Source organism: Plantibacter sp. (assembly GCF_059073635.1).
The window spans coordinates 509,603-533,898 of sequence record NZ_JCACOF010000008.1 but is presented as its reverse complement, the minus strand read 5'-3'; the positions used below and the strand labels follow the sequence as shown (position 1 = coordinate 533,898).

Annotated in this window: 17 protein-coding genes and 1 pseudogene; 12 read left to right on the top strand and 6 right to left on the bottom strand. The window is 71.6% G+C overall.

All coding sequences use genetic code 11. From position 1 onward, the window contains the following. Positions 1–563: 563 nt before the first annotated feature. The gene (locus tag AC5JOC_RS09810) at positions 564–962 is read left to right on the top strand and encodes a hypothetical protein (protein ID WP_494246334.1); all 399 of its coding nucleotides are present in this window, start codon (positions 564–566) and stop codon (positions 960–962) included. Between the two features lie 268 nt (positions 963–1,230). On the opposite strand, the gene AC5JOC_RS09805 is transcribed toward AC5JOC_RS09810, so the two are convergent. Continuing rightward, positions 1,231–3,786, bottom strand: a complete 2,556-nt coding sequence (locus tag AC5JOC_RS09805) for an alpha-L-rhamnosidase (RefSeq protein WP_494246333.1) — start codon at positions 3,784–3,786, stop codon at positions 1,231–1,233. A gap of 246 nt (positions 3,787–4,032) precedes the next feature. Next, positions 4,033–7,503: a sugar-binding protein gene (locus AC5JOC_RS09800; protein WP_494246332.1), complete on the bottom strand. Its 3,471-nt coding sequence runs from the start codon at positions 7,501–7,503 to the stop codon at positions 4,033–4,035. Positions 7,504–7,720: 217 nt separating this feature from the next. Here AC5JOC_RS09800 and AC5JOC_RS09795 point away from each other — a divergent pair, with 217 nt between their 5' ends. The 8 genes from AC5JOC_RS09795 to AC5JOC_RS09760 are packed head-to-tail and all read left to right on the top strand — an operon-like array spanning position 7,721 to position 16,395. Then, entirely contained in the window at positions 7,721–9,079 is a 1,359-nt protein-coding gene (locus tag AC5JOC_RS09795) for an extracellular solute-binding protein (RefSeq protein WP_494246331.1), read from the top strand. Positions 9,080–9,128: 49 nt separating this feature from the next. Continuing rightward, positions 9,129–10,073, top strand: a complete 945-nt coding sequence (locus AC5JOC_RS09790) for a carbohydrate ABC transporter permease (RefSeq protein WP_494246330.1) — start codon at positions 9,129–9,131, stop codon at positions 10,071–10,073. Next, positions 10,070–11,008, top strand: coding sequence for a carbohydrate ABC transporter permease (locus AC5JOC_RS09785; RefSeq protein ID WP_494246329.1), 939 nt, complete (start codon positions 10,070–10,072; stop codon positions 11,006–11,008). The genes AC5JOC_RS09790 and AC5JOC_RS09785 overlap by 4 nt, the downstream gene beginning before the upstream one ends. Continuing rightward, positions 11,005–11,895 carry an NAD-dependent epimerase/dehydratase family protein gene (locus AC5JOC_RS09780; RefSeq protein WP_494246328.1) on the top strand — a complete coding sequence of 297 codons (891 nt, stop codon included), beginning with the start codon at positions 11,005–11,007 and terminating at the stop codon, positions 11,893–11,895. The genes AC5JOC_RS09785 and AC5JOC_RS09780 overlap by 4 nt, the downstream gene beginning before the upstream one ends. Further along, positions 11,892–13,154, top strand: a complete 1,263-nt coding sequence (locus AC5JOC_RS09775; protein ID WP_494246327.1) for an enolase C-terminal domain-like protein — start codon at positions 11,892–11,894, stop codon at positions 13,152–13,154. Before AC5JOC_RS09780 ends, AC5JOC_RS09775 begins: the two co-directional genes overlap by 4 nt. A 57-nt stretch (positions 13,155–13,211) precedes the next feature. After that, the gene (locus tag AC5JOC_RS09770) at positions 13,212–14,513 is read left to right on the top strand and encodes an apiosidase-like domain-containing protein (protein WP_064295930.1); all 1,302 of its coding nucleotides are present in this window, start codon (positions 13,212–13,214) and stop codon (positions 14,511–14,513) included. Beyond that, entirely contained in the window at positions 14,510–15,343 is an 834-nt protein-coding gene (locus tag AC5JOC_RS09765) for an aldose epimerase family protein (RefSeq protein ID WP_494246326.1), read from the top strand. Before AC5JOC_RS09770 ends, AC5JOC_RS09765 begins: the two co-directional genes overlap by 4 nt. Positions 15,344–15,378: 35 nt before the next feature. Beyond that, entirely contained in the window at positions 15,379–16,395 is a 1,017-nt protein-coding gene (locus AC5JOC_RS09760) for a LacI family DNA-binding transcriptional regulator (RefSeq protein ID WP_494246325.1), read from the top strand. 185 nt (positions 16,396–16,580) lie between these two features. Here AC5JOC_RS09760 and AC5JOC_RS09755 read toward each other — a convergent pair whose 3' ends face one another. From AC5JOC_RS09755 to AC5JOC_RS09740, 4 genes and pseudogenes are all read right to left on the bottom strand, one after another. Continuing rightward, positions 16,581–16,706 carry a hypothetical protein gene (locus AC5JOC_RS09755; RefSeq protein WP_494246324.1) on the bottom strand — a complete coding sequence of 42 codons (126 nt, stop codon included), beginning with the start codon at positions 16,704–16,706 and terminating at the stop codon, positions 16,581–16,583. 379 nt (positions 16,707–17,085) lie between these two features. Beyond that, positions 17,086–18,240, bottom strand: a pseudogene (locus AC5JOC_RS09750) (extracellular solute-binding protein); the annotation flags it as partial. A gap of 83 nt (positions 18,241–18,323) precedes the next feature. Continuing rightward, positions 18,324–18,986 (bottom strand): carbohydrate ABC transporter permease, encoded by a 663-nt coding sequence (locus AC5JOC_RS09745; protein ID WP_494246323.1) that lies wholly within the window; start codon positions 18,984–18,986, stop codon positions 18,324–18,326. A 222-nt stretch (positions 18,987–19,208) separates the two neighbouring features. Beyond that, positions 19,209–20,204 (bottom strand): ABC transporter permease, encoded by a 996-nt coding sequence (locus tag AC5JOC_RS09740; protein WP_338000138.1) that lies wholly within the window; start codon positions 20,202–20,204, stop codon positions 19,209–19,211. A gap of 141 nt (positions 20,205–20,345) precedes the next feature. Here AC5JOC_RS09740 and AC5JOC_RS09735 point away from each other — a divergent pair, with 141 nt between their 5' ends. From AC5JOC_RS09735 to AC5JOC_RS09725, 3 genes are all read left to right on the top strand, one after another. Then, the gene (locus AC5JOC_RS09735; protein WP_124768321.1) at positions 20,346–21,437 is read left to right on the top strand and encodes a substrate-binding domain-containing protein; all 1,092 of its coding nucleotides are present in this window, start codon (positions 20,346–20,348) and stop codon (positions 21,435–21,437) included. A 103-nt stretch (positions 21,438–21,540) separates the two neighbouring features. Beyond that, on the top strand, positions 21,541–22,569 hold the full coding sequence (locus AC5JOC_RS09730) for a hydroxyacid dehydrogenase (RefSeq protein WP_494246322.1): 1,029 nt from the start codon (positions 21,541–21,543) through the stop codon (positions 22,567–22,569). Between the two features lie 29 nt (positions 22,570–22,598). Then, positions 22,599–24,263: a hypothetical protein gene (locus tag AC5JOC_RS09725; protein WP_494246321.1), complete on the top strand. Its 1,665-nt coding sequence runs from the start codon at positions 22,599–22,601 to the stop codon at positions 24,261–24,263. Positions 24,264–24,296 lie beyond the last annotated feature (33 nt).

Below are 24,296 nucleotides of genomic sequence, written 5' to 3'. Positions count from 1 at the left end.
GGCGACGGTGCGCGACTGCGCGTGACCGAACGCCTCGGCGTCGACTTCTCCGACGAGGGCGCGGTGCCCGGACAGGTGGTGCGCGAATGGCCGGCCGTCGTCGACGGCCAGGACCTGGGCCTCACGGTCGACCGGTGTGACGATCGACGGCGAGGACGCGCCCTTCACGACGGAACGCGAGGAGCGGTCGACTGCTGCTCCGCACGACCTTCGACGACGTGCGCACCGGCCTGCACGACGTCGTGATCCAGACGACCGTCCACGAGGCCGGCCGTCGCCGCGACCGTCGATGGCCGGGACGTCGACCGGATCAGCTGGGTCGCGCTCCTCGACGGCTGGACGAGCGGCGTCGCCTGGGACGAGGACGTCGCAGCAGGGCCCGTTCCGGCTGTCAGCTTCACCGCCGACCGACGAGCTCCTCGACGACGCCGTCGACGGCCGGGTGGACCCCCACCGAGGCCGGGGCGTGGCGACCGGCGGCGGACCGAGGGCGGTTCCGGCCGCGAGACGGCGACCGTCGAGCTCGCGCCTGACGACGACGGTCGGATGGCCGCTCGACGTCCGTGAGCGACGACCTCGGTGTCGTCCTCGACCTCCCGGCCGGGACGGTGGCGGGCGTCGACGCTGGAGCACCGATGTCCGCTCGGCTGGCTGCGCTGTGGCCGGGGCTCGCGGCGATCGCCCTGTCGGCGCTCGCGGTCCTCGGTGCCGTGCTGGGCGTGGCAGGCGCGGTGCGACGCCGCAGTCGAGGGATCGTGGGCAAGCCTGGCGCGGCGCGTGACGCTGTGCGTTGGCTGGCCCCGTCCGCGATGATCGCCGCCCTGGTGATGGGCGTATGGATGCTGAACGGCGTCCCCGCCGACGACCCGTTCGGTGGGCTCCTCCTCGCGGCGCTCGGCGCGGGTGTCCTGTCGATGCTCGTCTGGTGGTTCGTCGCCCGTCGATCCCGAAGCGACCGCTGACCCCGTCCCCCTGACGCCAGCGCACCGCGCTGACGTGAGCCCACCCCAACCGGCACCACCGCGCCCCACGCCCGCGAGCGCGCCTCTCCAGAGACCCGCGCTCGCGCGCACAACCCGCGTTCACGCCAGCGCACCGCGCTGACGTGAGCCCACCCCAACCGGCACGACCGCGCCCCACAACCGTGAGCGCGCCCCTCCAGAGACCCGCGCTCGCGCGCACAACCCGCGTTCACGCCAGCGCACCGCGCTGGCCGAAGGCACCGGGGACTCAGCGCGCGGGCAGCAGGAGGGAGGAGAGCCCCTCGTCGATCCGCGCGACCACCTCCGGGGGCGCCGCGACCGCCGCGAGCTCGGCACGCAGGGTCCGCCCCGGTACCCAGCGGATGTAGGCGTCGAACTCCTCGGCGAGCGCCGGTTCGGCCTCGCGCAGGATTCCTGAGACGAGCGCGCCCACACCGCGGTGGTCGATGAGTCGCGCCAGGTCGGCGTCGACCCCCAGGGCGACGGGCCGTTCGGCGGGTGGGAGCTGGACGGTCCATCGGTGCGTCCCCGAGCCGACCTCGAACACGGGCCGGTCGGGTAGGCGCACCTCGGCGCTGCTCCCGGTCGGGACCGTGGCGGACACCGACACGCCGTCCGGCACGCGTTCCCAGGCGACCTCCGCGCGACCGAACGGCGTCTCGTGCACCACGGACGCGTGCCGGAGGGCTTCGGGGAACCACGGCTGCACGAGGATCCGCCGGTACCCGGGAGCGGCGGGCGCGAGGCCCCCGATGCGCCGGTGCAGCACGTCGGCCACGGCACCGAACGCACAGTGGTTGAGGGACACCATCCCGGAAGGATGCACCGAGCCGTCCGGCCGGATGGCGTCCGGCCGTTCCCACACCGTCGTCGCGCCCTGGGTCACCGGGTACAGCCACGACGGGCAGGCGGTCTGGAACAGCAGGCGCTCAGCGGCCCGTTCCTGACCGTGGTCGAGGAGCGCGTCGAGCACGAACGGCGTCCCGAGGAACCCGGTCGCGAGGTGGTGGCCGCCGGCGCGGAGCAGGGCGGCGAGCCGCTCGGCGAGGACGCCTCGGCGCTCTGCCGGGGCCAGGTCGAACGCCAGGACGAGGGCGTACGCGGTCGGAGTGTCCGACATCACGCGGCCGGCGGGGGTGAGATAGGCGGCGCGGAAGGCCCGGCCCACCTGCTCGGCGAGTGCCCGTGCCCGTTCCGCGCCGACGTGGTCCCCGGCCGCCTCGAGCGCGGCTCCCGCCAGGCGCGCCGAATGGACGCGGAACGCGGTGGCCACGAGTCCGGGATCGGTGCGGGCCTTGTCCGGTCGGCTCACCGTCGGGTCCAGCCAGTCGCCGTACTGGAAGCCCTGTTCCCACAGCCCGGAGGGGTCGGAGCGGTCGGCGCACGCCTCGACCCAGGCGAGCATGGAGGCGGCGAGGCGACGCTCCACCGCCAGGTCGCCGTAGCGGTCGCGGAGCACGTCCGGCACCATCGTCACCGCGTCACCCCAGCCCGCTGCGGCGACCTCGCTGAACGAGCCGAGGGGGTTCGGCACGACGGTCGGGACGACCCCGCCGGCCGCACGCTGCTCCAGCGCGAGGTCGTCGAGCCAGGACGCGAAGCAGGCGTCGACGTCGAACAGCGACGCCGCTGCGGCCGAGAAGACCTGCGCGTCACCCGTCCAGCCGAGCCGTTCGTCCCGCTGCGGGCAATCGGTCGGGAGCGCGAGCGTGTTGCCCCGGACGCTCCACACCACGTTCTCGTGGAGGCGGTCGAGCATCGGGTCGGAGGACGAGAACCAGCCGGTGCGGCGCAGCGCGGTTTGGAGGACGACGGCGCGGACGTCGTCGGTTCCGACCGACTCCGGCACGCCTCGCACCTCGGCGTAGCGGAAGCCGTGGAAGGTGAACTCCGGCTCGACCCAGCGCGGGCCCCGGCCGTCGGCGACGAAGCGGTCGGTCGCCGAAGCGGCACGCAACGATCGCGTGTACAGCTCACCGTCCTGGAGGAGTTCGGCGTGCCGGAGGACCACCTCGGTGCCCGCCGGTGCGTCCAGCCGGAGCCGGAGCCGACCGACCAGGTTCTGGCCGAAGTCGATGATCGTCCCGGTGCCGTCCGGGTTCGGCCACAGGGCCACCGGGGCTCGTTCGTCGACGACGCGGACCGGCTCGGCGTCGTCGGTCTGCACCTGGACGTCGGCGGGGAACGGACGCATCGCCGCCGCGGGCCACGGCTCGGACCCGTCATGCCCACCGTCGAGCTCGCGGCGGAGGTCCCAGGTCTCGCCGGCGTAGAGGCCGCTGTCGACGAGGGCGGGCGCAGGGTCGACGAGCCACGCCCCGTCGCCTCCCACGCGGACCGTCCGACCGTCCGCGCACCGCACGTCGAGTCGGAGGGAGACCGCAGGCTGCTCCCCGTAGTGTCGGCGGGCGTTCTCGCCGAAGCCGTAGCGCTCGGTGAACCAGCCGCCGGCGACCCGGACGGTCACGACGTCCTCCGCCCCCGGGGTGAGCAACGCGCCGACCTCGGTTCCGGTGACCGTGAGCCGATCCCGGTAGCTCGTCCAACCGGGCTTCAGGACGTGGTCGTCGACGTCGACCCCGTTGACGGAGACCTGGTGGACGCCGTGCGAGGTGCTCCACAGGGTCGCCGACTCGACGTCGGCCGGGACGGTCACGACCCGCCGCAGGACGAACGGCTGGGCCTCCCGCACCGGGGCGGGGTGCGCGAGCAGCGGCTCGGACCAGGGCTCGTCGAGGAAACGGGCGACGAAGCGGAGCGGCGGGCTCCACTGCCGAGTCGGTGCCGTCGACGCCGTCCACACGGACCTCGAGCTGATGCTCCGAATCGGGCGTCAGCGGCGCGAACGGCCAGGGCTCGAGCACCCCATGGGGACCGAGCTCGCGTTCCTCGACACCGTCGAAGCGCACGACGGCACGGGAACCCGTCCAGCCGGGCGCCGCCTCGACGAGCCACGAGAGCGGCGGTTCGGGGACCGCGGCGACGGCGACGTCCCGCCGTCGACCGACCCGCAGGCCGGTGACGACGGGACGGCGAGGTGTGCCGTCGGTCACGGTCGGCGGCCGGTCGCGCGTCGGCCACGTGCGACGACGAGCGCCCCGGCGGCGAGCGCCCCGAGTCCGAGCAGCACGAGCGTCGCCGTGCCGTCGACTCCGGTGCCGGCGAGCCCGCGCGTCCCGGATCGGTCCGTCGACGCTGCGCCTCCGTCGGAACCACCCGAGGTGCCGGGCCCCGGGCCCGTCCCGGCGCCCGTCCCGGGCTCGGCGCCCGGATCCGTGCCGCCACCGGTCCCGGCTGCCGGCAGGAGTCGGACGGGCAGGAACTGCGCCGAGTCCTTCTCGGCCGCGATGCCGCCACCCCAGGCGAGGTACCCGTCCCGGCCCTGTCCGTCGGCCTCGTTCACGATGAAGGCGCTGCTCAGGAGCGCCGCGTCGGGACGGACACCGGCGAGCCGGACCCAGGGCACCGCCACCTCGTACACCGTCGTCGCGGCGGCGTCGTCCCGTTCGACGGCGACCCGAGCACCGGCGACCGTCCCGGGCCCCTCCCCCACCGCGAGCCACCGGTACAGCTGGGGCCCGGCCGGGGTGAGCGCCATCCCGAGCTCGTGCCATCCGGTCGCCGATCCCGGTGCACCCGCCGCGACGGTGAACTGCACCGAGTCGCCCTGCCAGATGTTCGCGCCGACCGCCGGCTGGTCGTGGACGTCGTCGGTCACCTCGACCGACAGGAAGAGGTCGTCCTCGTCCCAGGTGTACCAGGCCCTCGCGGACTGGTCGTCAGCGGCGCGTCCGGTGGCCACCGGCACGATCGGTGTGAGGTCGTCGAGGTCGTCGAGCACGCCGTCCACCTCGATCGTGCGGTGCGCGGCGTCGACCGCAGCGCCGAGGTCGAGGGGCACGACGACACCCGACGCCGTCAGTTCGCGCCCGCCCACGAGCGCCACGGCACTCCAGTCCGTCCGCCCTGCGAGACCGGCGAGCGGGAGGTCGGCGGTCGCCGCCTCGTGCGCCGCGACCGTCACCCCGTCGAGGAACGTCTGCGTGGAACCGCCGAGGTCGACGGTCAGGCGGTCGATCGTCACCGGCTCGCCCGAGGCGTTGTCCACGGTCAGGCGGAGCGCGCTGCCGCCGTCGGCCAGGGCGACCTGATCGCCGACGAGCGTGACGGGCTCACCGACGGTGGTGCGTGCCGAGAGACGTCCGAGCTCGACGTCGTCTTCGAGGAGGGTGGCCTGGACGAGCAGTTCTCCGAGCGCGCTCGCCGGTGGCAGCTCGACGACGACGGTTCCGGTCGTCCCGGCGGGGACCGTCTGCGACGCCTCCTGGCCGTCGTCGAAGCGGAGCGCGACGGTGCGCTCCGTGGTACCCGCCCGGTTGTCCATGGTCCACCGCGCGGTGACCGTCTGCCCGAGGTAGGCGGGGTCGAGCGTCAGCGCGGTCTCCGAAGCGGTCACGCCGACCACCTCGCCCTGGACGTACACCGGGCCCTCACCCAGCTCGAGCAGGATGCTCATGCCGTCGCCGGCGGAGACCGTGCGGGACGCGCCGTACAGGTCCGTGATCACGACCTCCCCGCGCAACTCGAGGGTGACCGCCCGGTCCCAGGTCGACCAGAGCGCACGCAGCGGTCCGTCGGGGGTGTCGAAGGAGACGTTCCAGAGGTCGGCGACGGAGGTGTCCCGCCCGGTGGCCGTCGCGTCCGCCAACAGCTCGGCCGCCGTGGAGTAGGAGACGAACGCCGGCTTCGGGGTGAAGGCGCCCAGCGGGTCCTGCGGGTGGTGCAGCAGGCCGAAGTTCTCCTCGGTCTCCTGCGCGTCGACGCCGTCGTTGACGAGGTCGTAGATGAAGGTCCGTTCCACGTCGTGCATCGCCGTGATGACCGCCGACTTGGCGATGTCGGCCGCCTGCGACGACTCGGACACGGCTCGGGCGTTGGTGCCGGTCGGCCAGCCGAGCTCGGTCACCCACAGGGGGATGGACTCGCCGCCGTTGTACTGCCGGACCAGCGCGTCGACCCGGCTGAGGGTCTCGTCGAGCGCCTCGGCCCCGACCGGGTAGCTGTACGGGTGGAGGACGATGCCGTCCAGGTACTGCAGCGCTCCGAGCCGGAAGGTCTGTTCGAGCCAGTCGGTGTTGAGGATCGCGACCGCGGGACCGATGACCGGCAGGTCGGGGGCGACGGCCTTCACGGCGGGGGACGCCGCGGCGAGGAGGTCGACGTAGTGCTCCGGGGCGACGTTGGTGTTCCCGCCGAGGCCGAGGTCCCACTCGTTCCAGATCTCGAGGCCCGTCGACATGTCGCCGAACTCGTCGGCCATCGCGGCCGCGTACGCGGCGTAGGCGGACACGGCCTCATCGCTCACCGGTCCGTTGCCACCGTCGTACAGCGGGTTGCCGTAGCCGGCGAGGAGGAGCGGCTTGACGCCGGAATCGCGTGCAGCGTCGAGGAACTCGGCTCGCGGACGCGACCAGTCGTAGACGCCGGGGGTCGTCTCGACCTCGCTCCAGTACACCTCGTCGCGGAACTGCGCCACACCGCCGACCGCGAGGGCGCCCATCGAGGCCGGGTCCCAGCCCTGGCCGTAGTGGGTGGCTGCACCGTACCGCCCGGTCGCGGTGGCGGCGACGTCGGTCTCGGCGAGGACGGCGAACGTCGTGGAGGCGGAACCGACCGACTCGCCGGCGACGAGGCCTTCGACGGTCAGCGAGAACCATCCGCGTCCGAGGGCGGTGAGTTCCAGCGCGCCGTCGGCGTCCGCCTCGCCCTCGTCGACCAGACGTCCGTCCCCGTCCGTGACGGTCCAGCGCACCGTGTCGGCGCTGGACGTGTAGGGGAAGGCGAGGGGATCGCCCTCGGTGAACAGGTTGCCGAGCGTCCCCGGAGTCAGGGTGAATCCGGCGGGGGTGTCCGCGGCCCGGACGGTGAGGTCGTCGACGAGCAGACGGGCGGTCGGCTGCGCCGTGTCCGCCCGAGCCCACCCGTTGACGACGAAGCCGACCTGCCGCGCCGGGCCGTGCCAGATCCCGTCACCCGCGCCACCCCAGGCGCTGTGGCTCGGATCGGCGACGGGCGATTGCAGGGTCAGCTCCTGCCACCCGTCGGACGCGGGGACCGGGAGGAAGGTCTGGTGCGTCTGCCCGGTCGTGTCCACGAGCTGGACGCCGACGGTGGTCACGTTCTCCGCGCGGACCCAGAACGACACCGAGTCCAGCGGGGCGTCGTCCAGGGACCGGACCGCCATCTCCCAACCGTCCACCGTGCGCGCTCCGGTGTCGAGGAGGACCTCGACGGAACTCGCACCCGTGTGACCCTCCGTGGCGGTGCGCGGCGCGCTCGGCGCGACCGACGTGCCGTCGAACGCGACACCCGACCAGCCCACGAGGTCCTCGACGGGGATCGTCGTCTCCTGCGCCACCGCCGCGGTCGGTTGCGCCAGGGCGCCGACCGCGAGGAGGACCCCCAAGGCCGCTGCCGTGAGCCGCCGCAGGTGCGACGGGCGTCGTGTTCGTTCGGTCATCACTGTCTCCTCGTTGAGCGTGCCCCGTTCGGTGGGGAAAGCGGTTTTCCTGACGAAGCCTGCCGAACCACCAGCCCGCCTGTCAAGCACCTCCTCGCCACTGCGACTGAACGAGAGCTCGAAGACATCCCGCTTTGACGAACCGTCGTCGGACCTGCTAGACATCGATAGAGCAATCGCTTTTCCTCTCACCCGAGCATCGAACGAAGGAGTTCACATGACTGGACGCATCCGCACAGCAGCGGCTGTGCTGGTGATCGGCGGTATCGCCGTCGCAGCGGCGGGCTGTTCGCCGCAATCGTCGGAATCGACCGACGGCAAGACCACCATCGAGGTCGGCGACCGCCCGTCGGCGGACCGCCCCGAGGACCGCAAGTACTTCGACGAACGCGTCTCAGCGTTCGAAGAGGCCAACCCCGACATCGACGTGCAGGCGGTCGAGACCGCCTACGACCCGACGACCTTCCAGGCCCTCGCGGCCGGCGGCAGCCTTCCGGACGTCCTGAGCGTCCCCCTCACCGAACCGCAGGGGCTCATCAAGCGCGGCCAGGCCGCCGACCTCACCGACACCCTGGAGTCCGAGGGCCTGCTCGACTCGCTGAACCCGGCGATCCTGAAGCTCGCCTCCGATGCGGACGGCAAGGCCTACGGCGTCCCCACGAACGCCTACTCGTTCGGCCTCGTGTACAACCGCGCCCTGTTCACCGCGGCCGGGCTCGACCCCGACGCACCGCCGACCACGTGGGACGAGGTCCGCACGGCCGCGCAGCAGATCACCGCGAAGACCGGCGCCGCCGGCTTCTCGGTCCTCACGACCGCCAACACGGGCGGGTGGCAGTTCACCGGCATGACCTACTCCTTCGGCGGGACCGTCGAGAACGCGGACGGCACGAAGGCCACCTTCGACGACACGCCCTCCGCCGACGCGCTCGCCCTCCTGCAGGCCATGCAGTTCGAGGACGGCACCCTGCCCGCGAACACCCTCTACGACGCCGACTCGCAGGGCCAGGACTTCGCCGCGGGCAAGATCGGCATGATGATCGGAGCCAGCGACCGCTACTACGGCGTCGTGCAGAACCTCAAGCTCCCCGCCGAGGACTTCGGCATCGGTGGGATGCCGCAGGACGGCGGATCGAACGGCACCCTCTCCGGTGGCAGTGTCCAGATCGTAGGCCCGAACGCGACCGACGCCGAGCGCACCGCCGCGGTGAAGTGGATCAGCTTCCTCTACCTGCAGCGCTACTTCGACCAGGACACCGCCGTCGCCGACGCCAAGGCCTCGAACGAGGCCGGATCCGTCACAGGCCTCCCCGGCCTCGCGGTGGTGAACGAGGAGGCGTACGACACCTACTTCGACTGGATCGCCGACTACATCAACGTGCCGTCGGCGAACTTCACGCCCTACCTCGACGCCTCGGCGGAGATCCCGGTCGTCGCCGAGCCGGTCAACAACGCGCAGGAGGTCTACGGCGCGCTCGACACCGTCATCCAGACCGTGCTGACCGACCGGAACGCCGACATCGACAGCCTGCTCTCGCAGGCGAGCACCGACGTCCAGGGCCGACTGACGCGCTGACGACCCGCCGGGGCGGGCCACGCGCCCGCCCCGGTCCCAGGAGGACCCCATGTTCCAGACCATCAAGCGACCGCAGCCGGGTCCGTCATCGGCCGCGCGCACGCCCGCGGCCACACGCCGGTGGCGACGCGCCCGCCCGGGTCTCGTCGCCCTCGGCATCGCCCTGCCGGCGATCCTCGTCTACCTCTACTTCTCGTGGGGTCCGATCCTCTCCTCGCTCGTGATGAGCGTCCAGGACATCACCCCAGGACAGACGTCCACCTGGGTCGGGGTGGAGAACTTCAGCTACGTGCTGAGCGATCCGAACCTGCCGCAGGCGACCCTCAACACGCTCCTCTACACCGGTCTCGCGATCCTCTTCGGCTTCCCGGTCCCGCTGGCCCTGGCCGTGTTCATCTCCGAGCTCCGCGGCCACCGCTGGTACTTCAGCGCCCTCGCCTACCTCCCCGTCATGGTGCCACCGGTCGTCGCCATCCTGCTCTGGAAGTTCTTCTACGAGCCGAGTGAGGACGGGGTCTTCAACGCGGTCCTCGGCGTCTTCGGCATCGGACCGGTACCGTGGCTCACCTCGCCGACCCTCGCGATGCCGTCGATCGTCCTCGAGACCACCTGGGCCGGCGCCGGGACCGCGGTCATCATCTACATCGCCGCGCTCTCGAGCATCCCGGCCGAACTCTACGAGGCGGCCGAACTCGACGGCGCGGGCATCTGGCGCCGCGTCTGGCACGTCGCCCTGCCGCAGATGCGCGGCATCATCGGCACAATGCTGCTCCTCCAGGTGATCGGCACGATGCAGATCTTCACCGAACCCTTCCTCTTCACCGGCGGCGGACCACTCGGTGCCACCAGGACCCTGCTGATGACCATCTACGACTACGCCTTCGTGCGCGTGGACTACGGCGCCGCGACCGCCCTGAGCGTCCTGCTCGCAGCCGTCCTCGCGGTCTTCGCCCTCGTCTACGCCCGTCTCACCCGCCGTTGGAGTGCCTCATGAGTGCGCCCGCACCCGCCCGCAGCGCCAAGCGCGCCGCCCGAACCGAGCGCGACGCCGTCGGCCGGTCCAACATCTCCGACACCGACCGCCGTCGTCCCGTCGTCCGCGTCTCGCTGCTCATCGGGCAGGTCGTCGTCCTCCTCGGCCTCGTCGTCGCGGGTCTCGGTCCGCTCGTGTGGCTCGCCCTGGCGGCCGTGTCACCGACCCAGGACCTCATCCGAGAGCCGTTCGCGTTCTTCAGCAGCGGTGTCGTGCAGTGGGAGAACATCGGCATCGCCTGGGAACGCGGGCGGATCGGCCACTACCTGTGGAACACCGCGGTGCTCGCCCTCGGAGCGACCGTCGCGACCCTCGTGGTCTCCACCAGCGCCGCCTTCGTCATCACGGTGCTCCGGCCCCGGTGGGGCCGCTTCTTCTCGGCGGCCATCCTCGCCACGCTCTTCGTCCCGGGCATCGTCGCGCTCGTTCCGCTGTACCTCACGGTCCGCGAGCTGCCGGTCCTCGGCGTCTCCCTCCTGAACACGCCGTGGGCGGTCTGGCTGCCGGCCGCGGCGACGGCGTTCAACGTCCTCATCATCGCCCGCTTCCTCGAGTCGATCCCCGCCGACCTCTACGACGCGGCGCGGATCGACGGCGCCGGCGCCCTACGGATCCTCTGGAGCATCGTGCTGCCGCTGTCGCGCCCGATCCTGGGCGTCGTCGGACTGCTGGCCGTGGTCGCCTCGTGGAAGGACTACCTGTGGCCGCTCCTCGTGCTGCCGGACCCCGACCGCCAACCGGTGTCGGTGGCGCTGCCACGACTCGCGGCCCAGACGGAACTCAGCGTGCAGATGGCGGCCCTGTTCCTGTCGCTCATCATCCCGGTGGTGCTGTTCCTGGTGTTCCAGCGGCAGTTCCTCCGTGGTGCGAGCATGGCCGGCGGGGTGAAGGGATGACCCGCGTCCTGGTCACCGGTGCCGACGGCGAGATCGGCCGCGCCGTGAGCCACGCCCTGGTCCGCGCGGGTTACGAGGTCTCCGCCCTGTCGCTCGGCTTCGGATCCCAGCACCCCGCCGACCGGCTGTTCGTCGGCGACACGACCTCGGTGGCCGACGTCGCCGCCGCGCTGGACGACGTCGACGCGGTCGCGCACTTCGCCGCCATCCCGCACCCCTCGCTCGGAACGCCGTACGAGGTGTTCCGGGTGAACACCGACTCCACGTTCAACGTGCTCGAGCAGGCCGGACAGCGCGGCGTGCGGCGAGCGGTCATCGCGAGCAGCATCAACGCGCTCGGGTACCCCAACAACCCGCATGGGACGTGGCCGCCGTCCTTCCCGTTGGACGAGCACACCCCCGCGGACATCGCCGACGCGTACTCACTCTCCAAGTCGGTCGACGAGCAGACCGCCGCCTACGCCCACCGCCGCCACGGCATCGACGTGGTCGCCCTGCGCTTCCCGCTCGTGAAGTGGCCGTCCGTCTTGCGCGACGTCGCCCAGGAGATCGCCCGCGACCCCGCGGCCATGGCGCGCGAGGGCTGGGCCTACCTCACAATGGGCGACGCCGTCCGCGCGGTCCTGCGCGGGCTCGAGGCGCCGACCGACGGCGTACTCGTCGCCGGCCTGAGTGCCGCGGACACGCTGCTCGGCGGCACGACGCAGGAGCTGGCCGATCGCTACACACCCGGTGTCCCGATCACCCGGCCGGTGGCCGACACGGGAGCCCTGATCGACACGACGACCGCGGAGCGGGCCCTCGGCTTCCATCCGCTCGAATCCCTGCACGACGGGACCGCCGTCGCGCAGTCCGACCCCGAGACCCCGCTGAGGAACCTCCGATGACCGACGCCACCCCGACCACCTTCGCCCAGCCGTGGATCCCGCGGGACGATGTGCGCATCACCGACGTCCGCGCGGTGGTCACCGCTCCCGAGGGCATCCCGCTCGTCGTGGTGAAGGTGCTCACGAGCGACGACGGGCTCTACGGTCTCGGCTGTGCGACCTTCACCCAGCGCTGGCGTGCCGTCGTCGCCTACCTCGACCACCTCCGGCCACTCCTCGTCGGACGGTACCCCGGTGACATCGAGGACCTCGGCCGGTTGATCCGCTTCTCCGCGTACTGGCGCGAGGGGCCCGTCGGCAACAACGCGCTGTCAGGGATCGACATGGCCCTGTGGGACATCGCCGGCAAGCGGGCCGGGATGCCCGTGTACGAGCTCCTCGGTGGCCGGGTCCGGGCCGCGGCCGACGTGTACCTGCACGCCGAGGGTGCCGACCCCGAGGCCACGGCGGCCCATGCCGAGCAGCTGCAGGAGGAGGGCCTCCGGCACATCCGGGTGCAGACGGGACAGGCCGGGATCGGCCACTACGGAGCACCGCCGGCCGCCGACCCGTACACCTGGGCCAAGCACCCGCAGGGGTGGCGCGTGGAGGAGTACCTCCGGCGGACCCCGCGTCTCTTCGAACGCATGCGCGAGCTCTTGGGCGACGAGGTCGAACTCCTCCACGACGTGCACTCCCGGCTCACGCCGCGCCAGGCGATCGCCCTCACCCGGGCGCTCGAGCCGTACCGCCCGTTCTTCGTGGAGGACGTCCTGGCTCCGGAGCACTGGGATCGGCTGCCCGAGGTGGCCGCCGCGTCGCCCGTCCCCCTCGCGGTCGGCGAGCTGGCGACGTCGTTCACCGAGGCGGCCCGCCTCATCCGCACCCACGCCGTCGACTTCATCCGCTGCCACCTCTCCGACATCGGAGGCCTGAGCGCCGGTCGGCGACTCGCCACGTTCGCGGACATCGAGGGCGTCCGGACCGCCTGGCACTCCCCCGGCGATGCGTCGCCGTTCGCCGTCGCGGCCGCGGTCGCCCTCGACGTCTCGAGCCCCGCGTTCGGCGTCCAGGAGGGCCACCGGTACTCCGAGGCCTGCCACGAGGTGTTCCCGGGCATGCTCGACATCGTCGACGGTTGGCTGACGCCGAGCGACGCCCCGGGATGGGGCATGGACCTGGACGAGCGCGAGGCCGCCAGGTATCCCGCGGGTGTCTCCGGCCACGACGCCTGGGCGGCCGGTGTGCGCGCCCCCGACGGTGGCCTCATCGCCCCCTGAACACTCACACCCCGTTCTCCTCCGTCTGCCCGTCACCCTCCGAAAGCGCACCCACCCATGCCCCGTTGGTCCGTCTCCCCCTCCCGTCGCGCCCTGCTGCGCGACGGCCTGCCGTCGTTCCTCCTCGCCGACACCGTCTGGGCCGCGTTCAGTGGTCCGACGGACGAGGAGTGGTCCGACTACCTCGTCCGTCGGCGCCGTCAGGGCTTCACCGCCCTGCTCATCAGCGTGCTGCCGATCGAGCACGACCGGTCGGAGGGTGGCCGTTCGCCCTACGCCGTCGTCGACGGGCGTCTGGACCTGGCCGGGGGCGATCCCGACTACTGGCCGCGCGCGATCCGGCTCCTCGAGCAGGCGGTCGAGCACGGGTTCACGCCGATGCTGGTCCTGTTGTGGAACAACTTCGTCCCGGCGACCTGGGGAGCGGGCCTCACGCCTCAGCTGGTGCTCGATGAGCAGCAGACGCTCGACCACGTGCGCGACTCGGTCGAGCGGTTCGCACGGTTCGAACCGATCTGGATCGTGTCTGGCGACGACGACCTCGACGCCGATGAGGCCATCGCCCGCTACAGCCTCGCCGCGTCCGAGGTCCGCCGCCTGGTACCGGAGGCGCTCGTCACCTGGCACAGCACGCCGACCGCCCGCATGCCGGAAGACCTCGCGAACGGTCCGCTGCTCGACCTGCACGGCCTGCAGTCCGGACACAACGAGGACTGGGACACCCTGCCGCAGACCCTCACCCGATACGTGGACGGGCTCGCGGTCACGAGGCCGATCATCGATCTGGAACCCTGCTACGAAGGCCTCGGTCGGTTCGCCGGCCGCGCGAGGCACTCGCGGGCGGACGTCCGGCGGGCGAGCTGGACGGGTGTCGTGGCAGGCGCTGCGGCCGGACTCGGCTACGGCGCGCACGGCGTGTGGTCGTGGCACCGTCGCGGCAGCGCGTTCACGGCCGAGGCGGTCCACGGCGTCCCGTTCCCGGCCGCCGTCGCACTCGACTTCCCCGGAGCGGACGACGTCGGGTTCCTCCGACGGGTCGTCGAGGCCGAGGGGCTGTCCGAACTGCGTGAGGACGGCTCACTCCTCGACCCCGAACCCTCGGGCGCCGTGGCGGGCCGGGTGGACGAAGACCTCGTCGCCGTGTACGCGCCGTCGGCATTCGCGCTGACGTGTCGACTCGATCCTGCTTCGGTGGCGTCGGTCGCCGTCTACGACCTCGACGCGCGCCGGCAGGACGCCGCGACGTGGAGCGCGGTCGTGAGCGAGGACGGCACGGGCGGCATCCGCCTCGAGCAGCCCGAGTTCCCGGGCGACGCGTTGTTCGTGATCCGCCTCCAGGACGGGACGTCCGCAGCGTGACCTCGGCCACCGAGTCCGCGTCCGTGACGATCCGAGCCCACGGCCTCCGGATCCGGGTCGCCGCCCTCGGCGCACGGATCGACTCGATCCTCCTCGAGGCGACCGGTCTGGAGCTGCTGTACCGGACGCCGTGGGCCGACGCCGGCCGATCCGAGTGGAGCATGTCCTCCTCGAGCGCCCTCTGGCACCGTGACTACGCGGGTGGCTGGCACGTGCTGCTGCCGTCGGCGGGCGATCCCGATCCGCGGGCGCCCGTCGAGCAGCCCTTCCACGGCGAGGCCGCCTGGCGGACCTGGTCGCTGCGGCAGGACGGTGACACGGTGGTCGCCGACGTGCTGCTGCGCACCGTGCCCGTCCGGGTCGTCAGGACGGTGTCCGTGACCGCGGGCCGGGTCACGGTCGAGACCGTGCTGCGCAACGTCGGGATGAACGCGACCCGCCTGATGTGGGTCGAACACCCCGCCTTCGCGGGCGAGCTGTTCGACGACGCGGAGCTCCTCGTCGACGGCGGCGAGGTCGGTCTCGTGTCGGCACCGGGCTCCGCGTTCCTGGACCTGCCGGTTACGACCGGGGCGGTCGAACTCCGATCCCGCTCCGGCGGCGTCGGGCTGCGACTCGGCTTCGACGTCAGCGTCCATCCCCGGGTGTTCGTCTGGCAGGAGCGCCGGGGCGAGCGCGGGTTCCCCTGGTGGGGTGCCGGTGACGCCGTCGGCCTGGAGCCGGCATCCGACCCGTACGGCGATCCGGCCGACGGCGTCGGTTCGGTGCGCCTCGCGGTCGGCGAGGAGCGCTCGACCCGGTTCGACCTCGACGTCCACCACCTCGGATGAGCGTCGGGATCGCCGCCCGGTACAATCGATCCGCGATGTCTAGAAAAGCGATTTCCCTGCAGGATGTGGCCGCCATCGCCGGGGTCTCCGTCTCGACCGCATCGAAGGTCTTGCGTGGTCAGGGCAAGGCCTCGGACGCCACGCGCGAACGCATCCTCGAGGCCGCGGCGCGACTGGACTACCAGCCGAACGCCCTCGGCCAGTTCCTCGCGCAGGGACGTAGCGCGACGATCGGTGTGCTGACGCTCAACGCCCCCGGCGCGTTCACGATGCCGGTCCTCACCGCCGCGACGACGACCCTCGGTGCCCGCGACCTGTCGGTCCTCGTGTCCGACTCCCGTCTCGACCGTTCGCTCATGGCCGCGACCGTCCGGAAACTGCGCGCCCGCAACGTCGACGGCCTCCTCGTCATCGGCGACGGGAGCGGGACCGAGATGCGCTCGGTCACCGACGGGTTCGCGGTGCCCGTCGTCTACGCCTACGGTGCCTCGGACGATCCCGAAGACGCCTCCTTCCTGCACAACGGCCGGCTGGCCGGCGAGCTCGCTGGACGGCATCTGCTGGGCCTCGGTCGCCGTCGCATCGCGCACATCGGCGCATCGCTCGACGACCGCTCCGCCCACGACCGGGCGGAGGGTCTGCATCGCGCGCTCGACGAGGCTGGCGTCGAGCTGGTCGGCGGCACGGGGCTGCACGGCGACTGGTCCCGGGGCTGGGGGCGTCGGGCGGCACAGCGGCTGCTCGAGGCCGGACACGACGTCGATGCGGTGTTCTGCGCGAACGACACCATCGCGCTCGCGGCCATCGAGGTCTTCCGGGAGGCCGGTCGCCGGGTGCCCGAGGACATCGCCGTCGTCGGAATGGACAACCTCGCGGGCCTCATGGGCCAACGGGACCGGACCCTCACGACGATCGACCCGCTCCTCCACGACGTCGGTCGTGCCGCGGCCACGTACCTCGCCGACGCGATCGCCGGCGGCACCTACGTCCCGGGGGTGCACTTCGTGGACGGCGAGCTCATCGAGGGCGAGTCCACCGGGTTCCCCGCCTGAGGTGCACCCCGACCCGTCTCCTCGTTGAGGCCAGCGCGGTGCGCTGACGCGACATCGCCCCAACCGGCTCCACCGCACCCCACACCCGCGAGCGCGCCCCTCCAGAGACCCGCGCTCACGCGCGCGACCCGCGCTCACGCCCACAAACCCGCGCTCACGCCAGCGCACCGCGCTGACGCAACCCCTCAGGACAGCTTCTCGAGCTGCTCCTGGTACTCCGCACGGACCTTGTCGTTCGTCGACTTCTTCCACGAGGCGATGCCCGACTTCACGGCGTCGAAACCGGTCCGGCCGAGGATGTACTCGTTCATCGTCGACGACAGGGCGTTCGTCGCCGACGACGTCTTGCCCGGCGGTCTCCGAGTACAGCCCGGTGATCGGGCTCTTCTGGAGCATCGGTGAGGCCTTCTGCTGCCACTCGTGCGAGCGCCGCAGCCGCTCCTCCATCGGCACCGCGCTCGCGAGGATCTGCGGTGCAGCGGCGAGTCGGTTCAGCGAGGTGGGGCCGATCTGTGCCGAACCCGCCTCGGTCAGGACGACGCGACCGTCCGCTTCACGCGTGTGGTGCTCGCCGGCCCGGCCGTACTGGAGGAAGAACCCCTCGGTGCTGCCGTAGGGCGCCGCGAGGTGGTTGAGCAGCGTCAGCAGTTCCTTCACCCGAGCGTCGTCCGCCTGCTTGATGGCGGTGAAGGAGAACATCGACGAGCCCTGGTAGACGATGCCGTCGCCGCCGTCCGCCGCGAACGGGAGGATCGCGTCGTAGACCACGCCCTCGGGGGCACTGGGGTCGATGATCGCCGAGATGCCGTCCTGGTGCATGAGCACCGTGCCGTTGGCCATGTAGGTCTTCGCCTGGGAGCCGGAGATGCTCGGGGTGTCCGGGTGGTAGTACCCGGCGTCCTTCAACTCCTTGATGTACGACAGCGTCTCGAGCCAGCGGTCCGACTCCCACTTGTGGACGAGCTTCGAGCCCTGCAGCTCCCAACCGTTCGGCACCCCGAACATCGCGCCCATGAAGTCGTACCCCCAGTCGACGCTGTCGCCGTTGCTCTGCCCGCTGATCGCGTACCGGTTGCGCTTGGCGTCGGTGACCGCCTTGCAGAGCTCGGTGAACTCGTCCTTCGTCTTCGGAGCGGGTTCCGCTCCCGTGAGGTCCTTGATGACGTCCGGTCGGGAGATGAGCATGTTGCCGAACGGCGGGCGGTTCACCGGGACGCCGTAGATCCGGCCGTTGATCCGGCAGCCCTCCCAGGACGGGGTGGGCAGGTTCGCGAGGTTGGGGTACGCCTTCACCTTGTCGCCCGAGAGGTGGTCGGACAGGTCCGCGAACTGGGCCTTCAGCAGCTGCGGGTAGGACGGCGGCAGCTGGAACGCGAGGAACTCGACGAGGTCCGGCACACTGCCGCCGGCCATGACCGTCGCGAACTTGGGCGCGAACGAGTCGGCCGGGACCACCTGCAGGTCGAGCTTGCAGCCGAGTTCCTGCTCGGCCGCCTGGAGGTAGCTGTTCGACGCGGGTGCCGGCGGGCTGTACGAGATGACGAAGCCGGACACCGTGCCGCTCACGGCGGCCTTCCCGGACACCGAGGTGAAGAGCTCGGCCTCCTTCGGTGCCGAGAGGTAGACGGGCTGGACCGTGGCCGAGCCGGCGAGGTCCGGGGTCGGTCCCTTCGTGATCGGCACGTACGTGGGCAGCGGGACGAGGGCTCCGGAACCCGCGGCACCGGACGTCGCGCCGCCTGGCGTGCAGCCGGCGAGCGCGGAACCGAGGCCGAGGACGGCGAGGCCGACGCCGGCCGCGGTGAGGAAGGTGCGGCGTGACAGGCCGGAGGTGGTGTCGTTCATCGTGGTCTCCTTCGAGGTGGGGCTGGCGCCAGGGGCGCGGGTGAGGTCCCGGCGACGGTGCCGGGTGGAGGTGTGCGGACCGGTCAGCCCTTGACGGCGCCGGTCAGCACACCCTTCGTGAGGTGGCGTTGCACGAGTGGGTAGGCGATGAGGATCGGGACGATGGCGATGAGCACGACGGCCATCTGCAGGGACTCGGCCGGTGGCAGCACCGAGGCGTCCGAAGCTCCACCGACGAGCGAGGACCCTTGCAGCACGTAGGTGCGCAGGACGAGCTGGAGCGTCCACTTGGAGGTGTCGTTGATGTACAGCAGCGCGTTGAAGAACGCGTTCCAGTACCCGACCGCGTAGAAGAGGGCGACGACGGCGATCACCGCGCGGGACAGCGGCAGGACGATCGTGCCGAGGATGCGGAACTCCCCGGCGCCGTCGATCTTCGCGCTGTCGATGAGCTCCTGCGGGATGCCCATCATGAAGCCGCGGACGACCACCATGTTGAACACGCTGAACGCACCGGGCAGGATGAGCGCCCAGACGTTGTCGAGCAGGCCGAGCTGCTTCACCATCAGGTACAGCGGGATGAGTCCCGGGGTGAAGAGGAACGTGGCGAGCACGATCATCAGCACGGGGCGCTGGAAGAACGAGCGCCGGCTGAGGGCCCACGCGGCCGACACGGTGCAGACGAGGCTGATGAGCGTGCCGACGACGGTCACGAACAGCGTCACCAGGATCGCGCGGGTGACCACGCCCGCCGGCGAGGATCTGCTGGTACGCGTCGAGCGTGAAGGACTTGGGCCACACGACGTAGCCACCGGCGGCCGTGACGTCCTCGGCGGTCGACACACTCGTGGAGACCACGATGAGGAACGGGAACAGGATGACGGCGAGGATCATGACGATCGCGAGCGCCTTGAGCGCGAGGACGACGGGCTTCGGTTTCCCCGCCCAGACCGGTCGGACGATGGTGCTCATGATTTGGAATACACTCCCTGCTCGCCGAGCATGTGCGCCGCCTTGTTGGCGACGAGGATGAGGACGAGACCGACGAGACCCTTGATGAGGCCGGCGGCGATGCCGGTACTCCAGTTCCCGTCGATGACGCCGTGGTAGTAGACGTAGGTGTCGAGCACTTCGGCGGCTCCGGGGCCGACGGCGTTGCGTTGCAGGATGATCTGCTCGAAGCCGACGGACAGCGCCTCGCCGAGCCGCAGGATGAGCAGCAGCACGATGATGGGCCGGATCCCGGGCAGGGTGATGTGCCAGAACCGGCTCCAGGCGCCCGCTCCGTCGATGGCGGCGGCCTCGTAGAGCGAGTCGTCGATGGCCGCGAGCGCCGCGAGGAAGATGATGGTGCCCCAGCCCGCGTCCTTCCAGATCACCTGCGAGGACAGCAGGAGCTTGAAGGTGGCCGGGTCGGACATGACGGAGACGGTCCCGAGGTCGAGCTGCCGCAGCCAGGTGTTGAGCACCCCTCCCGATCCGAGGCTCTGCTGGAAGAAGCCGACGACGATGACCCAGGACAGGAAGTGCGGCAGGTAGAGCACCGACTGCACGATGGAGCGGAGCCAGGGCCAGGTCAGCGAGTGGATGAAGATGGCCAGCGCGATGGGGACCGGGAAGAAGAGGACCAGCTGGATGAACGTGATCTGGAGGGTGTTGGAGACCGCGTTCCAGAACGCCGGATCGCCGAAGAGCGCCGAGAAGTTGGCGAAGCCCACCCACGGGCTGTCCGGGATCGGGATGTACGGCTGGTAGTCCATGAACGCGATGACGTTCCCGAGCAGCGGGATGTAGACGAACAGCAGCAGCAGCACGACCGCCGGCGTCACCATGATGAGCAGTGGCGAGTCGCGACGGAACTGCATCCCGAACGGCACCTTGCGCTTCGTCGGCCGGCCGCCGGACCCTGCGGGTGCGATCGGTGGTCGGATGGTCTCCGGCCGATCGGTCGTCGTCGCGCTCACAGCAGCTCCTTTGCTCGCAGCGGAGGCCCCGTCGGGTGCTTCCGCGTCGTTCTCTCGAACGTTGGCAATCTTTCGCGGGGCCGTTGAGTAAAGTCAAGATCATCTAATCATCCGAACAGATATCGAACATCGGAGTCGATCATGGAGCTCTCGCAACGACACGACCGCATCCTCGCCGAACTGCGGATCCACGGCAGTCTCTCCGCGGCCGACTTCGCCGAGCGCATGGGCATCTCCGCGATGACCGTCCGGCGGGACCTGCGCGAGCTCGGGGAGCAGGGCCGCCTCCGTCGGGTGCACGGCGGTGCCGTCTCGATCGACACGCAGCCGACCACGGGCATCCCGCACCGGCCGGGTGCCCGCCCCACGCCGGCCCCCGGTGCGGCCGACACCCTGTTCACCTTCGGGTTCGTCGTGCCCGATCCGAGCTACTACTTCCCGACGATCGTGGCCGGCGCCGTGGAGCGGGCGCAGTCGCTCGGCGGTCGGATCGTCCTCGGTGTCTCGCGCTACGACCCCGCCCGCGAGCGCGACCAGATCGAGCGACTGCTGGCCGGCGGGGTGGACGGCCTCCTCGTGACCACCTCGGTCCTCGACGCCTTCGCGACGCTCGAGCTCCTCGAGCGCGCACCGGTCCCCGTCGTCCTCGTGGAGCGCTCGGTCGCGGAGTCCCCGGTGGGCGACGGACTCGAGTTCGTGCGCACCGACCATGCCGCCGGCGCCGCCATCGCGCTCCGGCACCTCGCCGCCCTCGGTCACGAGCGGGTCGGGATGGCGGCCTTCGACACCCCGACGACGCCGTCGTTGCGGCTCGGCTACGAGCGCGCCCGACGCCAGCTCGGCCTGCGCGAGGACGCCAGCACGGCGATCATCGACGACCGGCACGGCGTCGGCGAGCAGACGAGGCGGTACCTCGAGGCGTGCGTGGCGTCCGGCACGACCGCGGTGTTCATGCACTCGGACCACTACGCCGTCGAGTTCGCGGACGCGGCGCTCGACTTCGGGCTCTCGATCCCCGACGACCTGTCGATCGTGGCGTACGACGACGAGGTGGCCGGGCTCGCCCGGGTGCCGCTCACGGCGGTCGCGCCGCCCAAACGCGACATCGGCCGGTTCGCGGCGACGATGTGCTTCGAGCGCATCTCGGCCGCGGCCCAGCAGGGCTTCTCCGCCCGCCACATGAGCCTGCGGCCGAGTCTGAGCCTCCGCGAGTCGACCGCACCACCGCGATAGCCCCACGCTGTTCGATTCCTGTTCGTTTGAACGGGCGTGCTTGACACGATCGGGCGGCTCCGATTGGGATTGAGCCTGCTGCCGAGACGACCAGGAGGCGACGATGCCGCAGAGCGAGAGCGCCCGGACGGGCACGATCGGCTTCCTCATGCCGGACGGCACCTTCGACCGGGTGTTCTCCGAGCCGGACCTCGCCCGCCTGCGGTCGGAGCCGTACGCCAGACTGCCGTCGGACCGCCCGCTCCGGCTCGAGCGCGCGGAGGACCGCGCCCGGCTGGCCGCGGTCGAGGTGCTCGTGACGGGCTGGGGCTCCCCCGTGCTCGACGAGACGCTCCTGCGATCCCTGCCGTCACTCCGGGCCGTGGCGCACTCGGCCGGCAGCGTGCGCGGCATCGTCACCGACGCCCTCCTCGAACGCCGGGTCGCCCTCACCTCCAGTGCGACGGCCAACGCGGTCCCGGTCGCCGAGTTCACGATGGCGATGGTGATCCTCGCCGCGAAGCGCACGTTCTGGGCCGCCGAGACGCTGCGGGCCTCTCGAGCCCCCGTCGATGCGGAGCGGGCGTGGCCGACGGTCGGCAGCCACGGGATCACGGTGGGCGTCGTCGGCGCCTCCCGGATCGGCCGCCTCGTCGTCGAGCGCCTCGCCTCCCTGGACGTGCGGGTCGTCGTCGCCGATCCGACCCTCGACCACGAGGAGCAGGCGGCCCTCGGGGTACCCTGCGTCACGCTCGACGAGCTGGCCGCGCACAGCGACATCGTCACGCTCCACGCCCCGGCGCTCCCCTCCACCAGGCACCTCGTCGACCGGTCCCTCCTCCAGCTGATGCGGCCCGGGACCACGGTCATCAACACCGCCCGAGGCGACCTCATCGACCACGACGCGCTCGCCGACCGACTCGACCGCGGCGACCTGGTCGCGATCCTCGACGTCACCTCGCCGGAGATCCTGCCGCCCTCCTCCCGGCTGTGGTCGACCCCCAACACGGTCATCACGCCGCACATCGCCGGCTCGGCCGGGAACGAGCTCGCACGTCTCGCAGCCAACACGGTCGACGAGGCCCTGCACTTCGTCCGGTTCGGCACCTTCCATCGACCGATCACCCTCGCCGCCCTCGCGCTGCAGGCGTGAACCGACCACCGAACACCAGAGGCCAGACCATGACCCTCGAGACAGACCGCACCGCGCCGACGACCACGAGCTTCGCCGGACGGTTCGACGACCGGGCCCGCCGCTCACTGCGGGTCGGGGACTGGAGCGCCGCACCGTCGGTCGACGACCGCGAGGCCTGGGGCCGCGTCGCCGAGCGCGACCGGGTGGCCCTCGTCGACGCGGCCCACCGCTGGTGCGCGGAGGCGGACCGCAACCCGCCGACGCTGTCGCTCTGGGCCCGGTACAGCGCGGAGGGCGACCGGACCCCGTACGAGACGGCGCAGCAGGCCCTCCTCGGTTCGGTCGCCGCCTCGGCACTCGCGCTCGGCGCCACCGGGGACGACGCCTGGGTCGGCGAGCTCGGTGACCGCGTCTGGCGGCTCTGCGAACTGACCGCCTGGTGTCTGCCCTCCCACTACGCGCTGCCCGAGTCCGGCGAGCGCCCCTTCCTCCCGATCCCCGGTCGTGACGTGCTCGACCTCTCGGACGCCTACATCGGCGGGATGCTCGCCGCGATCGACACGATCGCCGGGGACCGCCTGGAGCGGACCTTCCCGGGACTGCGCGCACGGGTGCACGCCGAGATCCGTCGTCGGGTCCTGGACCCGTGGCGCGACGAGGTGGACTTCTGGCACGGGCTCGACGGACCGCCGAACAACTGGGCCCCGTGGATCGTCTCGAACGTGCTCGTGTGCTCCGCCGTGGTCGAGACCGATCGGTCCGAGCTGGCGGCGTCGGTGGACCGCGCGGTCGCCGTCCTCGACCGTTTCCGTGCCGGGTACGCCGAGGACGGGAGCTGCGACGAGGGTGCGACGTACTGGTGGTGGGCGGGCGCGACCCTGTTCGAGGCCCTCGACCTGCTCGGCGACCTGACGGGCGGCGCCTTCGACGGCTTCGCGGTCCCGCCGGTCGCGGCGATGGCCCGGTTCCCGATGGTCATGCAGCTGTCGGCCACGTCACAGGTCAACTTCTCGGACGGGTCCGCGAGCCTGCCGGCGAACGCGACGTGGAACCTGCTCGCCCGCTTCGGCGAGCGCGTGGGCGACGACGAGGTGGCTGCCCACGCCCGCTGGATGGGGCGCTCGCATCCGCTCGGCTTCTCGGGGCAGTTGGCTCCGTTGTTCCGCCGGACGCTCGCGGAGCTGCTCGACCCGGCGTGGACCACGGCCGGCGACGCCACGCCGGGGATGCCCTCCTCCTGGTACGCACCGGGAACGGAGGTGGCGGTGTTCCGCGAGCACGCCGGTCGCGTGGACGGCTGGGCGGTCGCCGCGAAGGGCGGTCACAACGACGTCAGCCACAACCACAACGACGTCGGCGGGGTCATCGTCTCGCTCGACGGTGAGCCCGTCCTCATCGACGTGGGTGTCGGCGTGTACCACCGCGACACCTTCATGCCGGACACCCGCTACGGCATCTGGACCATGCGGAGCGCCTTCCACAACGTCCCGCTCCCTGCCGGGGTCGAGCAACCGTATGGTCGGGCCTTCACGGCGAGCGGGACACGGTTCTCCGACGAGGGCGACCGCTCCGTCCTCGCCACGTCCCTCCTGGGTGCGTATCCGCCCGAGGCCCGGCTCACGGCGCTGGACCGCACGGTGACGCTCGACCGCTGCCGCCGGCACCGTCCTCGATCGAAGACCACTGGGCGTTCGCCGAACCGTTGCGGATGACGCTGACCTTCCTGACCGCCGCCGAGCCGATCG

Excerpts from the sequence above, each read along its gene's own strand:
- AC5JOC_RS09725 (WP_494246321.1), top strand. The coding sequence starts at position 22,599 with ATGACCCTCGAGACAGACCGCACCGCGCCGACGACCACGAGCTTCGCC.
- AC5JOC_RS09755 (WP_494246324.1), bottom strand. The coding sequence starts at position 16,706 with ATGAACGAGTACATCCTCGGCCGGACCGGTTTCGACGCCGTGAAGTCG.
- AC5JOC_RS09795 (WP_494246331.1), top strand. The coding sequence starts at position 7,721 with ATGACTGGACGCATCCGCACAGCAGCGGCTGTGCTGGTGATCGGCGGT.
- AC5JOC_RS09735 (WP_124768321.1), top strand. The coding sequence starts at position 20,346 with ATGGAGCTCTCGCAACGACACGACCGCATCCTCGCCGAACTGCGGATC.
- AC5JOC_RS09780 (WP_494246328.1), top strand. The coding sequence starts at position 11,005 with ATGACCCGCGTCCTGGTCACCGGTGCCGACGGCGAGATCGGCCGCGCC.
- AC5JOC_RS09800 (WP_494246332.1), bottom strand. The coding sequence starts at position 7,503 with ATGACCGAACGAACACGACGCCCGTCGCACCTGCGGCGGCTCACGGCA.
- AC5JOC_RS09790 (WP_494246330.1), top strand. The coding sequence starts at position 9,129 with ATGTTCCAGACCATCAAGCGACCGCAGCCGGGTCCGTCATCGGCCGCG.
- AC5JOC_RS09775 (WP_494246327.1), top strand. The coding sequence starts at position 11,892 with ATGACCGACGCCACCCCGACCACCTTCGCCCAGCCGTGGATCCCGCGG.
- AC5JOC_RS09770 (WP_064295930.1), top strand. The coding sequence starts at position 13,212 with ATGCCCCGTTGGTCCGTCTCCCCCTCCCGTCGCGCCCTGCTGCGCGAC.
- AC5JOC_RS09785 (WP_494246329.1), top strand. The coding sequence starts at position 10,070 with ATGAGTGCGCCCGCACCCGCCCGCAGCGCCAAGCGCGCCGCCCGAACC.
- AC5JOC_RS09730 (WP_494246322.1), top strand. The coding sequence starts at position 21,541 with ATGCCGCAGAGCGAGAGCGCCCGGACGGGCACGATCGGCTTCCTCATG.
- AC5JOC_RS09760 (WP_494246325.1), top strand. The coding sequence starts at position 15,379 with ATGTCTAGAAAAGCGATTTCCCTGCAGGATGTGGCCGCCATCGCCGGG.